This window comes from Methylophaga sp. UBA2689, from assembly GCA_002354555.1.
GTDB lineage: Bacteria > Pseudomonadota > Gammaproteobacteria > Nitrosococcales > Methylophagaceae > Methylophaga.
Map to the genome: position 1 here is coordinate 1 of DELT01000064.1, position 11,323 is coordinate 11,323.

Annotated in this window: 15 protein-coding genes, 1 tRNA gene and 1 other RNA gene; 1 reads left to right on the forward strand and 16 read right to left on the reverse strand. The window is 44.7% G+C overall.

Translation table 11 applies throughout. From position 1 onward, the window contains the following. The 14 genes from B3M51_RS07375 to B3M51_RS07440 all read right to left on the reverse strand — a co-directional run. On the reverse strand, nt 1-719 hold a 719-nt coding region (locus tag B3M51_RS07375), incomplete at its 3' end, for an HDOD domain-containing protein (RefSeq protein WP_292757958.1). A gap of 30 nt (nt 720-749) precedes the next feature. Beyond that, the gene (gene recR, locus B3M51_RS07380; protein ID WP_014706463.1) at nt 750-1,349 is read right to left on the reverse strand and encodes a recombination mediator RecR; all 600 of its coding nucleotides are present in this window, start codon (nt 1,347-1,349) and stop codon (nt 750-752) included. Nucleotides 1,350-1,356: 7 nt separating this feature from the next. Further along, entirely contained in the window at nt 1,357-1,665 is a 309-nt protein-coding gene (locus B3M51_RS07385; protein WP_014706464.1) for a YbaB/EbfC family nucleoid-associated protein, read from the reverse strand. Nucleotides 1,666-1,683: 18 nt separating this feature from the next. Next, nucleotides 1,684-3,474 (reverse strand): DNA polymerase III subunit gamma/tau, encoded by a 1,791-nt coding sequence (gene dnaX / locus B3M51_RS07390; protein WP_292757961.1) that lies wholly within the window; start codon nt 3,472-3,474, stop codon nt 1,684-1,686. A gap of 40 nt (nt 3,475-3,514) precedes the next feature. Next, nucleotides 3,515-3,611: signal recognition particle sRNA small type (gene ffs / locus B3M51_RS07395), an RNA gene on the reverse strand. Nucleotides 3,612-3,902: 291 nt separating this feature from the next. Then, nucleotides 3,903-3,993 (reverse strand) — tRNA-Ser (locus B3M51_RS07400). Between the two features lie 21 nt (nt 3,994-4,014). Beyond that, nucleotides 4,015-4,854: a type III pantothenate kinase gene (locus tag B3M51_RS07405; protein ID WP_292481127.1), complete on the reverse strand. Its 840-nt coding sequence runs from the start codon at nt 4,852-4,854 to the stop codon at nt 4,015-4,017. Continuing rightward, entirely contained in the window at nt 4,851-5,654 is an 804-nt protein-coding gene (locus B3M51_RS07410) for a biotin--[acetyl-CoA-carboxylase] ligase (protein WP_292757963.1), read from the reverse strand. Before B3M51_RS07410 ends, B3M51_RS07405 begins: the two co-directional genes overlap by 4 nt. Before the next feature lie 92 nt (nt 5,655-5,746). Beyond that, on the reverse strand, nt 5,747-5,971 hold the full coding sequence (locus tag B3M51_RS07415) for a hypothetical protein (RefSeq protein ID WP_014706468.1): 225 nt from the start codon (nt 5,969-5,971) through the stop codon (nt 5,747-5,749). Between the two features lie 47 nt (nt 5,972-6,018). Further along, nucleotides 6,019-6,384 carry a DUF2069 domain-containing protein gene (locus B3M51_RS07420; RefSeq protein ID WP_292757965.1) on the reverse strand — a complete coding sequence of 122 codons (366 nt, stop codon included), beginning with the start codon at nt 6,382-6,384 and terminating at the stop codon, nt 6,019-6,021. Beyond that, complete coding sequence (gene wrbA, locus B3M51_RS07425) at nt 6,381-6,974, reverse strand: NAD(P)H:quinone oxidoreductase (protein ID WP_292757967.1); 594 nt, start codon at nt 6,972-6,974, stop codon at nt 6,381-6,383. Before wrbA ends, B3M51_RS07420 begins: the two co-directional genes overlap by 4 nt. A gap of 9 nt (nt 6,975-6,983) precedes the next feature. Beyond that, on the reverse strand, nt 6,984-7,334 hold the full coding sequence (gene arsC / locus B3M51_RS07430; protein ID WP_014706471.1) for an arsenate reductase (glutaredoxin): 351 nt from the start codon (nt 7,332-7,334) through the stop codon (nt 6,984-6,986). Continuing rightward, complete coding sequence (gene lapB, locus B3M51_RS07435; protein WP_292757969.1) at nt 7,331-8,512, reverse strand: lipopolysaccharide assembly protein LapB; 1,182 nt, start codon at nt 8,510-8,512, stop codon at nt 7,331-7,333. Before lapB ends, arsC begins: the two co-directional genes overlap by 4 nt. Before the next feature lie 8 nt (nt 8,513-8,520). After that, complete coding sequence (locus tag B3M51_RS07440; protein WP_292354743.1) at nt 8,521-8,817, reverse strand: LapA family protein; 297 nt, start codon at nt 8,815-8,817, stop codon at nt 8,521-8,523. A gap of 152 nt (nt 8,818-8,969) precedes the next feature. Between B3M51_RS07440 and fdxA the strand changes: the two genes are divergently transcribed. Then, the gene (gene fdxA, locus B3M51_RS07445; protein ID WP_014706474.1) at nt 8,970-9,293 is read left to right on the forward strand and encodes a ferredoxin FdxA; all 324 of its coding nucleotides are present in this window, start codon (nt 8,970-8,972) and stop codon (nt 9,291-9,293) included. Between the two features lie 59 nt (nt 9,294-9,352). Here the strand turns inward: fdxA and rpoH are convergent, their stop codons facing one another. Together rpoH and ftsX are read right to left on the reverse strand one after the other, a co-directional pair. Next, a complete protein-coding gene (gene rpoH / locus B3M51_RS07450) occupies nt 9,353-10,213 on the reverse strand; it encodes an RNA polymerase sigma factor RpoH (protein ID WP_104934555.1) in 861 nt (286 codons plus the stop codon). Nucleotides 10,214-10,316: 103 nt separating this feature from the next. Then, nucleotides 10,317-11,243: a permease-like cell division protein FtsX gene (ftsX, locus tag B3M51_RS07455; protein WP_014706476.1), complete on the reverse strand. Its 927-nt coding sequence runs from the start codon at nt 11,241-11,243 to the stop codon at nt 10,317-10,319. Nucleotides 11,244-11,323: the final 80 nt, after the last annotated feature.

Sequence of the window (11,323 nt, forward strand, 5' to 3'; positions counted from 1 at the left end):
AGGCCAAAAAAAGCTGAGTTAATCAGACGCAGCAATTTATAACTTAATGCCACATCCTGATTAATAATTTCCGCCAGTTCATCAACCTCTACTTCAGGATCCTGTAACTTGACCAGAAGCTCCATCAGCGTTTGTGCAGCAGGAGCGATTTTCTTATCAATACTGTTATCTGGAAGCGTGTAGAAAAATCCCTGGAGTAAATCGATATCATGTAACTGACAAAGACTGAACTGTGAGAAGGCATTGACGTTTAAAGCGCACAGCACGGGATGTTGCTGCCGCCATTTTGGCAGATTTTCAGATATCTCATTTTCAGAGAACTCTTCCAAATCAATTAAAAGTGTCCGACCATTACCAACATTACTCTTGGCACTTTCCGCATAACTGACATGTGAACTGGCTGGTTTCGTTATTGAACGGTCATTGGCTTCAATGATCAGATCAATTCCAGGCATTTCATACTCGAAAAGTGCTTTTTGCCACGAGCCGGGAATGGTTAATAAGGTTTTTTGATTATGATTTATCGCCTGCAATATGTCAGAAAGCTGCGATAGAAAATCCGGAACTGGTGCGTCTTCACCCAGCGGATTTCCTCCAGTATCAAGAAAAGTCAGGTGATAACTGTCGACATCGAGTTTTTTGGAAATAAACAACGGCTGGCGGTGGATGAGACCGTTAAAGTTTTTTAATGAGTCGTATGCGGTATAGATTTCCGTCATGTAAATCCACTCTAATAGTGTTTGGATCGGTTAATATTTTTCTCGCCCAGCAAATGCATGAGACAGTGTACCACTGTCAACATACTCAAGTTCACCCCCCAATGGTATACCATGTGCCAACCGTGTTACATGAATGTCTCTTGAACGTGCTATTTCACTAATATAGTGTGCTGTAGCCTGGCCTTCAACCGTTGGATTGGTTGCCAGAATGACTTCAGTAACAATTTTCTGATCAAACCGCGCAATGAGATCGGGGATGCCTAATGCTTCAGGTCCGATACCATCCAATGGAGATAAATGACCGGTCAGCACGAAATACTGTCCTTGATAATGCGTTGCCTGTTCAATAGCAATCACATCACTGGGCATCTCCACAATACACAGTTGATCTTCACGGCGTGAACTGTCGTTACAGCGACTGCAAATATCTTCTTCACTTAAAATACGACAGCGCTGGCAATGTTTTACATTAGCCAGCGCTTTGCTCAGCATTTCAGCCAGATGTTCCCCACCGCTACGATCGCGTTCCAGTAAATGAAACGTCATTCGCTGAGCTGATTTTGGCCCCACGCCGGGTAAACAGCGTAAAGCCTGGATCAGTTGATCAATACTGGGACCGAGAGTAGCCATATCTGAATTAGAAAGGTAATTTCATGCCTGGAGGCATCATGCCAGCCATGCGTTCCTGGGTAGTTTTCTCGACTTGTTTTACTGCATCATTAACAGCTGCTGCAATCAAATCTTCCAGCATCTCTTTATCATCCTGAAACAGGCTATCTTCAATGCTCACACGTTTAACATCGTGTTTGCCGGTCATGGTGATTTGCACCATGCCGCCACCCGCCTGACCAGTGACTTCGACATTGGCCAGTTCTTCCTGAGCCTTTTGCATATTGGCCTGCATTTCCTGGGCCTGTTTCATCAGATTACCTAATCCACCTTTCATAGGAGATCCTCTTTAAAGTTATAAGGGTTTAATTGTTGTATCGATTATACGGGCATTAAATGCATTTTTGATCTGTTCAACCACAGGATCATTGTGAATGGCATCAACTGCGTTTTGTTGAAGTTCTGCGGCCTGTTGTGCACGCTCAGCAGCTAATGTCGGGACATTTTCCGTGTCAGTTGTTTCAGTAAACACTAATGAGACTTCAAACTGCAGCTGTTTACTGACTGCTGCTTGCAGTTTTGCAACCGATTTGTCATTTGCCAGATGTTGTAATTCTGATGCGACGGAAAGATAAATTTTATTTTTATCCGAGCGGAGATAGGCGCAGTGATCTGCCAATTGCCTGGCAAATGCGGACAGTTTTAATTTTGCAATCAACGCGGTCCAGTTTGCAGTGGTCAAATTGAGCAGCTGTGATGTATCTTCAGGCTCAGATTGTGCAGATTCTTGGTGCGGAACTTCCGTTGGAGCATTAGTGACCACTGTCGAATGCGTTTCAGGTTCGACCGACGGTTCATTTATCTCAAGTTTTGCTGGTGCAGTATGCGGTGGTTCGGCGGAATCAGGCTCAGCTTTCGAAGAATGGGTAACCGTTGAATCTGATGGGAGAGAATACATTTCAGCTGATTCAATAGATGAATTTACCGCTGCTGAAGCAGACGCTGATTGACTATTGGCTTGCGACTTTTTTACAGGGGGATGCCCCGCGTTAACAGTTACCGCCTGGGGTTGAAAACTCAACATCCGCAACAAGGTCATTTCAAAACCACTACGTGGGTCAGCAGCATAAGGCATATCGCGCTTGCCATGCAGGGCGATCTGATACAGCAGTTGCACCGTTTCAGCGGAGAAAATATTGGCAAAATTCTGTAACGCCGCATCATCCTGTTGATCAAGTGATTCTGTGTCAGCAATTAATTGAATGGTGGCAATACGTTGCAGACTGGTCATCAAACCATCCAGTACCACTACAAAGTCACGGCCTAAAGAGGCCAGTTCATCAATATGTATCAGTAGTGATTTGGCATCTTTAGCTGCTAACGCGTCAAGCAATTGAATCAATTGCTGTTGGGAAACACTGCCCAGCATCTGACTGACAATTTCCGTGGTCACTTTGCCACCGGAAAAGGCTATTGCCTGATCCAATAGGCTCAAGGCATCCCGCATACTGCCATCAGCAGCAAAGGCAATCTGATTTAAAGCCTCGGCTTCAAAATCTATAGTTTCCTGCTGCAGAATAAACGCCAGATGATCGGAAATTTGTTTGATATCCAATCGACGCAGATTAAATTGCAGGCAGCGAGACAAAATCGTGACCGGTAACTTCTGCGGATCCGTTGTGGCAAACAGGAATTTGACGTGGGGTGGGGGTTCTTCCAGTGTTTTCAGTAACGCATTAAAACTACTGGTAGACAGCATATGGACTTCGTCGATCAAATAGACTTTGTAGCGTCCGCGACTGGGCGCATATTGAACATTATCCAGCAGCTCACGGGTATCATCGACTTTGGTACGCGACGCTGCATCCACTTCGATCAAATCAACAAAACGACCGTTGTCGACTTCAACACAGCTATTACATTCACCGCAAGGAGTAGAGCTGATGCCTTGTTCACAATTGAGGGATTTGGCAAAGATTCTTGCCAATGTGGTTTTACCCACCCCGCGAGTGCCGGCAAACAGAAAAGCATGATGCAGACGGTCTTGGTCTAGGCCATTAATCAGCGCACGTAATACGTGCTGCTGGCCGACAACTTCGGCAAATTTTTTGGGGCGCCACTTGCGGGCCAGTACCAGATAACTCATGCAGCTTGTCAGATACCCAATGTGGTATAAGGGTGGTGACCCAAACCAGCCCAATCTCGGCGCCCGAGTCCGATGGCTGCGCTGCTCCCTTCCGGGCCTGACGTGGTAACCAACATATCGTCGCGAGGAGACCGGCTGGGCCACCATAGAGTTGGCTATTCTATGCTTTTTTTGATTTCAGTGCCATGCATAGCGGTAATAAAAATAAAGAAATTTATTATTGTCTGTTCATTCAAACAGTTCGGTTAAGGGGAAGCAAAAACTAGGTTAAATATGTTGAAGCTGATTTCTGTAATCTGAAAATGCTTACTATCCCTGCGCAATATTCGCCATCGCATTATCAGCATGGGAAGCATCACATTTAAAAAATCAGATAAAGCCAGGGTTGGGAAATTGCCAATGAAGATTAACAGGCTATGAAATTAATTTGGCGGAGAACGAGGGATTCGAACCCTCGATAGGCTATTAACCTATACACACTTTCCAGGCGTGCGCCTTCAACCACTCGGCCAGTTCTCCTTAAGGGGGCGAAAGCTTATCTCAGTTCGCGTTTTCTGGCAATGCTGTTGAATCTTCTATCGGGGTTTCATCCGAGTTGGATTCAATCTGTTTCACCGGTTTATTTCTATTGCGTTGATTGTTTTGTCTGGCGTATTGCGCCAAACCTTTCAACACTAAATCAGGTTCGTGTATTAATGGCTGGGGCATGAGTGGAATTATTTCCTCAGCATCACCTCCGGTAATCAAAAATCGAACTTCATCTGTGAAATTCTGTTGTAGATCGTTGATGAGATTTTCCAGAGTTGCCGTAACCATATACAAGGTACCCGCCTGAATAGCGGTATGGGTGTTGGTTGCCAGTAAGTTAAATTCGCTTTCCTGTGTAACATTGCCAAGCGCATCGGTATTATCGGTCAACATTTTTTTCATCAGCGACAATCCGGGAACAATTAAACCTCCCTGATGCTGTCCCTTTTCAGTCACGATATCCACGGTGATGGCTGTGCCACAATCAATAACGCAGGTAACCTGACGTGCATGTTGGCGGCCGGCGACAATGGCTAACCAACGATCCACACCCAGTGTTTCAGGTTGTTCATAGGCATTGGTCACACCAAACCTTCTTTTCTCACTTTGCACAAATACCGGTGTCAGTTTCCATTGTTTGTCGATCCATTCGGTCAGTTGTGCGGCTATCTTGTCGCCGGCTACGTTACTGACAAAAACAGCCTCGATATCATCAAGTGATTTCCACGCTTTATTCAAAGCAGCTTTGATGCCGGTCTTTGGTCTGCTGAAATATTGCGAGTCAGCCAATACCTTGGACTGTATCGTGGTCCATTTAATCTGACTGTTTCCAATATCGACTAATAAGATCATGAGGCAAACCTGATACTGAGGTGGCTGTTGGATAAGTATGCTACTTGCTGGTCACGCATGTACCGTAATTCACCTTGTTCGTTGATACCACAGGCGAGTGCGGTAAATTGTCCGTTTTCGCTGATGATATTTATAGCCTGATTATGCAGGGCATCGTATTGTGGCCATAAAGGCAGAAAGTCACTAAGACCACGATGAGAAAAGAGTTCTAGGGTTTCAATCATATTTTGAATTATTTTGGCTGCCAGCCGATTGCGACAGGGGAGCGGATCACAAAGTTGCTCCAGGCTGATAACGGGCTGAGGGATGGCAGTATGTAAATTGTCCGGTAGTGAAAGGTTCAAGCCGATACCGATGGTAACGTAGTTTTGGCTTCCGTAACGTGATTCTACAAGAATTCCTGCAAGTTTACGTCGCTTATATAAAACATCATTGGGCCATTTTAATTGCAAACCTTCTATACCCTCTGCCCGAAGGGTATTAATCAAGGCGATGCCGATGGCAATGCTGAGACCATTACGGACAGCTTCAGTGTTTAATGACCGCATTAAAGACAGATAAATATTGCCACTAGCGGGAGAAACCCACTGACCACCACGACGACCGCGGCCAGCGGTCTGCATTTCTGCAAGACACAATGCTGTGCCGGATATACCCGTTTGGGCTTTTTGCCAGAGAATATCGTTGGTTGAAGTCACTTCAGAGAAAACCTGAAGGCTGTCAAGTTGAGAGATAATTTCGGGATTTAGCGCTGCAAGGATAATCTTTTCGTCAAGCGCGGTGTATGGGGGTAAACTCAAAATAGGTCTTCGTAGTCAGTAACGACTATAGTGTAGCGTCAAATACCTTTTTGTTGCCAGTATTTAGAAGTTAAGCAGAATTGAAAGTTTTTTCAGACCTTGATATCAAGCAGAGAGCCAAGTGTATCAGAGCTGATTTGCAGAGCTTTTGCTGAAGCCTGTACCTGTAGCTTGTCGCTATTCATATCGACCATAGGAGTCACGAAATCACCGCCTTTGGTTGATTCACTTGCCACAGCGAAAGCGTTTTTGTTAAGGCTTTGCATGCCACTTTGAATGCCTTGATAAGCTGATTGAATGGCAGGAATCGTACTCATAGGTCACTCCAATAAATATTTAGTGGTATTGGAACACTCTTTATAAATTAAGTCTGTGATTTTTTTCGCAATTTTGCCGAGGTCCGCACATATAAATTCGCTGCTACAAAAAAACTGCTACTGAAGATCACTTCCAGTAATGGATACCAGACAACAGCATCTCTGCTATATAACTCGCCAATTCCATGGGCAATATAAAACAACATCAAAAAACTGGCCCAGGCATGAGTATAAGTTTTTCCATAGAGAACACCTCTCATCGGAAATAATAATGGCACCACCCCTATGATCAGCCATGCCGCGACAGGAAAGTTTTCACTGTGTTCTGCGAGTAAAATCCAGACCAGTACGCTGATCATCAGTCCAAAAAAACTGATTAACGAAATAATTCTGAGTGATTGCACAAATTTCATTTGGCAAGCCTAACGGCAAGCTCAGCGACCCGCAACCCTAATGCCTGGCACAAATCGATTTCTTCCTGACTCATAGTCCGTTTATTATCTGCTCCGGCAAAATGGCTGGCACCATAAGGTGTGCCACCGGTTTGCGTGTTCATCAAAGCAGCTTCGGTATAGGGTAAACCGGTAATCACCATACCGTGATGTAATAGCGGCAGCATCATGGATAACAAGGTGGTTTCCTGACCACCATGCAAGCTTCCGGTTGAAGTAAATATTCCAGCCGGTTTGCCGTTCAGGGTACCGGATAACCAATTGTCACTGGTACCATCGATAAAATATTTAAGTGCAGCTGCCATATTGCCAAAACGGGTAGGACTCCCCAGAATAAGTCCTGCACATTCCTGCAAGTCAGCCGATGTGGCATAAAGGTGGCCTGAGGCGGGAATCTCTGGTTCGGTTGTTTCACAAACAGTGGAAACCCTGGGCACCGTTCTGATTCGCGCCGTGCACTGAGTATGTTTTTCCACACCACGCGCAATTTGTTCAGCCATAGCTTTTACCTGCCCGGACTGGCTGTAATAAAGGATCAAAATCTCATTCATAGTGGGGTCTCAGAGAATATTCAGCACTGCTTCAGGTGGTCTGCCAATAATGGCTTGGTTGTTTTTAATGACGATTGGTCGTTCAATCAGTTTCGGGTTGTCACACATGGCTCTGATAAGTTCTTGATCAGATAAGTTGTCATTATCTAATTGCAATTCCTTATATAGCGTTTCTTTAGTTCTTAACAACTGTCTGGGTTGCATATCAAGCTGCTGCAGGATATCGGATAATTCTTCCGCTGTTGGGGGAGTCTTAAGATACTCCACAATCTCAATATCCTGTTGTTGATTTTCCAGTAAAGCCAGGGTTTCGCGTGATTTACTACAGCGAGGGTTATGATAAATACGGGTTTTGTTCATGAAGGTGAATCCAGTAATTTTTCCAGAGCAGTAAGATGAATTTCAGTGGGGCGAACGGTTCCCCAGCTGGCACAACCAGGACACAGCCAATGCATGGTCTTGCCTGAGAAACCACAGTTTTTGCAGGTGTAGCGATCACCTTTTTCTACCATGGTTCGGGTAATGCGCTCAATCAACGGGATAAGCGCAATTTGATTGTTTTCACCCAGTTTAATCAAGGTATGCAAACCTTCGACCGAAGGATGGTGATGTAATTGTTCGTAAAGCATTTGTTGGGCGGTTTTACTGTTTTCCAGTTCAGCCACGATATGGGTCAACATAATACGGGCAGAAGTCAGGTGTGGATGACGGTTAATCAGCTGGGTTAACTGGTTGCGTAATGCCGGTAAATCTCCTAACTGCTGATAGGCTTCATGCCAGAAAGGTAATGCTTCTGACAAAAATTTAGGATTTTGCTTTTCGATATTCTGCAACGCGCTAAGGGCTTTTCGGGGCTGCTTTATACTCAGAAACAGTCGGGCTTCCAGCAGACTGGCTCTCACGCAATTTTCATCATGAGACAAAGCCTGCTTGAGCATGTTGAATGCTTCGTGGCGATCGTGATCGGTATATTGTTCGGCAAGTTCACAATAAAACTGAGCAATTAAGGGTTTCACCTGTGCGGTTTTACTGGCATCAATCTGTTTGCCCATTTCAATTGCCTGCGCCCATTTTTTTTCCTGTTGGTATATGCGCATTAATTGTTTCGCTGCTTCCGGGTGAGGCTGCGGCTGCTGGAGTAATTCAAGAAACAGATGCTCTGCACGATCCAATACACCGGCATGCATATAATCCAGGCCCAGTTCCACCATGGCTTGCAGGCGTTGTTCACCGTGCAGACTTGGCCGGGCAATTAAGTTCTGATGAATACGAATGGCGCGTTCTGTTTCGCCACGGCGACGGAAAAGGTTCGCCAGTGCCAAATGGGTTTCGACCGTTTCACTATTCACTTCAAGAAGTCCGATAAATACATCAATTGCTTTGTCGGGCTGTTCATTGAGAAGATAATTCAAGCCTTTAAAATATTCTGGATTAAAGGCTTTAGCATGTCTTTGTGGCTGTTTTTTATAATGCCGCATGGCCAGCAACCAACCTGACAGCGCTGCGACGGGTAACAGGAAAAAAAGCCATTGCATCATTATTGGGCCTAGTGGCTATTTCGTACAGGTAAGATACGCAGGCTATTCAGTTCTTGCTCGGCACTTTGCAATTTATTTTCCAAGCGATGATTGTCATAGCGGATTCGAAGCGTGCTCAGAGCAATAATCGTGGCGCCGATTATCAATCCCAATAATAAAAAGGCGATTAATAGAACGGCCAATGGTAGCTGCCATTGTACAAAAAACAGATCAAGAGAAACGGTTTGCATATTGAATACAGCAAATGCAGTACTGATCAGAAAAAAACTGATAAATACGGCTAGGATTAGAATTTTTCTTATCATCGGGTCATCCTGTTTTCAGACGGGTAATCTTCAGAGCAAAGTTGATCATACCGTAATTATCATCATTGCCCAGAACGTTGGTAAATCATGTAGAATATCGAACATTCTGACAGGTCTGGCCTGTAAAAAATTGTATTTGTGGAGATTTCACCATGACCTTTGTTGTCACTGAAAACTGTATTAAATGTAAATATACTGATTGTGTTGATGTCTGCCCAGTAGACTGTTTTCACGAAGGTCCTAACTTTTTGGTTATTGATCCTGACGAATGTATAGATTGCACACTTTGCGAACCCGAATGTCCAGCAGAAGCCATTTTTTCTGAAGATGATTTACCGGATGAGCAAATGGAATTCCTGCAGATTAATGCGGAACTATCACAAGCCTGGCCCGTATTATCTGAGAAAAAAGATCCTTTGGAAGATGCAGAAGAGTGGGACGGTAAACCTAACAAAACACCTTTGCTTGAACGGTAAAGCCTGGGTAAAAAAAAGCCCGCTTTCCGAAAGGTAAGCGGGCTTTTTTGTGGTTGTTATTAATCCATTAAAAGACGAAGTTTTTTCATCGCATTATTTTCAATCTGCCGAATCCGTTCAGCGGAAACCTGATATTGATCGGCCAGTGTATGCAAGGTGGCTTTATCGTCATCGTGCAACCAGCGTTTACTGATAATATCGCGACTACGTTCATCCAGTGTTGCTAATGCATTGACCAGCTTTTGCTGTTGAAAATCAGCATAATCCTCGTGTTCCAGTTGTTTGGATGGATCACTGTTATCAGGCGCTTTTAAATAAGCGGCTGGTGAATAGCTGGATTCGTCATCGTCATTATCTACCGGCAAATCAAATGATGTATCCGGTTGAGCCAGACGGCGCTCCATATCGATGACATTGGCGGCAGTGACACCAAGATCTTCAGCAACGGCTTCAATTTCATCCTGATTCAGCCAACCTAAACGCTGTTTGGCACTGCGCAGATTAAAAAATAATTTACGCTGCGCTTTAGTGGTGGCGATTTTAACAATACGCCAGTTGCGAATCACATACTCATGGATCTCTGCGCGAATCCAATGCACGGCAAAAGAAACCAGTCGGACACCTTTTTCCGGGTCAAAGCGTTTGACCGCTTTCATCAGACCGATATTACCTTCCTGAATCAGGTCGGCAACCGGCAGACCGTAACCACTGTAGCCTTTGGCAATACGAACCACAAAACGCAAATGCGACAATACCAGTCGCTGTGCCGCTTCCAGATCGCCATTTTGTTGCAGGCGTGTCGCTAAGTCGTGCTCTTCTTCAGCCGTTAAAACGGGAATTTGATGCACGAGATTGGTGTATGCATCCAGATTGCCAATAGGTGCTGTGGCAAGTTGATATTGGGCTGCATGCGTTGTCATGTGTGCGTTCTCCCTATGAAAACCTATCGCTTTATTCTAGCAAAAAGCAATTTAAAATGTATCCATTAGAATGGTTATAAAGTGAAAAGTTTCTTTAATACCATTAGCTTGGCTCAATTGCATTCAAATGTCTACTCACGGCAAGCCATGCCCCCATGACGCCCAGTAACAGTCCACTGATGGGTAATGCAAATAACATCTGACCGCCAAACCACTTTAAAGTGAACTGGCTGTCATACAAGGCCGCCAATTCATCAATTGGTCCACTGATAATGAGCAGACTAATCAGTAAGGCAATCCAGGCCAAGACCCCACCCAGAAAGCCGTACCACATTCCGGTGTATAAAAAAGGTCTTCTGACAAAGGTATTGGTACCACCAACCAGTTTGATAACCCGTATTTCCGTCTGACGATTAAGAATAGCCAGGCGGATTGTATTACCAATAACCAGCAGTACACTCAGTGATAACAAAATAGCCAGAATGGTAATGCCGCGTTGGCCCGTTTCATTAATACTTCGCAATCGTTGTAGCCATTGCATATCGAGTTGTGCCAAATCGACTTCCGGTAAGGCATCAAGCCTTTCTAATAAAGCCTCTATTGCTTCCTGCTGTTGCGCTTCTTCGGGTTCGATGATGATCACTGCAGGCAGAGGATTTTCAGGTAATGTATCCAGCAGACTTTCCAGTCCCGATATTTCTCGAAATTCGTTTAACGACTGCTGGGCAGATTGAAATGAAACATCGACAATATCGGGCCATGTCTGGAGTTGCTCAGCCAATTGCTCGCCACGTTTGTCGCTTATTTCATCTTGCAGGAACAGGGAAATACGATTGGCATGTTGCCATTCTCCGCTGACCTGTTCGACATTTTTCAGGATGACAAACAAACCCGCAGGTAATAACAAGGCAATGCCAATCACCAGTAAAGTCATCGAAGTAGCGACAGGTTGACGCCATAACTCACCCAGACTGGAGAGCATGACCTGAACATGACGCAGCAGGTAATTATGAATATTCAGTAGTTTCATGAATGGTTTTCTGCAAGCCTTCCCTGTTGCAGGGTAATGTGGCGGTAAGGTAACTGGCTGATTAAATCCTGGTCATGACT

Excerpts from the sequence above, each read along its gene's own strand:
- recR (WP_014706463.1), bottom strand. The coding sequence starts at position 1,349 with ATGGCTACTCTCGGTCCCAGTATTGATCAACTGATCCAGGCTTTACGC.
- B3M51_RS07385 (WP_014706464.1), bottom strand. The coding sequence starts at position 1,665 with ATGAAAGGTGGATTAGGTAATCTGATGAAACAGGCCCAGGAAATGCAG.
- dnaX (WP_292757961.1), bottom strand. The coding sequence starts at position 3,474 with ATGAGTTATCTGGTACTGGCCCGCAAGTGGCGCCCCAAAAAATTTGCC.
- B3M51_RS07405 (WP_292481127.1), bottom strand. The coding sequence starts at position 4,854 with ATGATCTTATTAGTCGATATTGGAAACAGTCAGATTAAATGGACCACG.
- B3M51_RS07415 (WP_014706468.1), bottom strand. The coding sequence starts at position 5,971 with ATGAGTACGATTCCTGCCATTCAATCAGCTTATCAAGGCATTCAAAGT.
- B3M51_RS07420 (WP_292757965.1), bottom strand. The coding sequence starts at position 6,384 with ATGAAATTTGTGCAATCACTCAGAATTATTTCGTTAATCAGTTTTTTT.
- wrbA (WP_292757967.1), bottom strand. The coding sequence starts at position 6,974 with ATGAATGAGATTTTGATCCTTTATTACAGCCAGTCCGGGCAGGTAAAA.
- arsC (WP_014706471.1), bottom strand. The coding sequence starts at position 7,334 with ATGAACAAAACCCGTATTTATCATAACCCTCGCTGTAGTAAATCACGC.
- lapB (WP_292757969.1), bottom strand. The coding sequence starts at position 8,512 with ATGATGCAATGGCTTTTTTTCCTGTTACCCGTCGCAGCGCTGTCAGGT.
- B3M51_RS07440 (WP_292354743.1), bottom strand. The coding sequence starts at position 8,817 with ATGATAAGAAAAATTCTAATCCTAGCCGTATTTATCAGTTTTTTTCTG.
- fdxA (WP_014706474.1), top strand. The coding sequence starts at position 8,970 with ATGACCTTTGTTGTCACTGAAAACTGTATTAAATGTAAATATACTGAT.
- rpoH (WP_104934555.1), bottom strand. The coding sequence starts at position 10,213 with ATGACAACGCATGCAGCCCAATATCAACTTGCCACAGCACCTATTGGC.
- ftsX (WP_014706476.1), bottom strand. The coding sequence starts at position 11,243 with ATGAAACTACTGAATATTCATAATTACCTGCTGCGTCATGTTCAGGTC.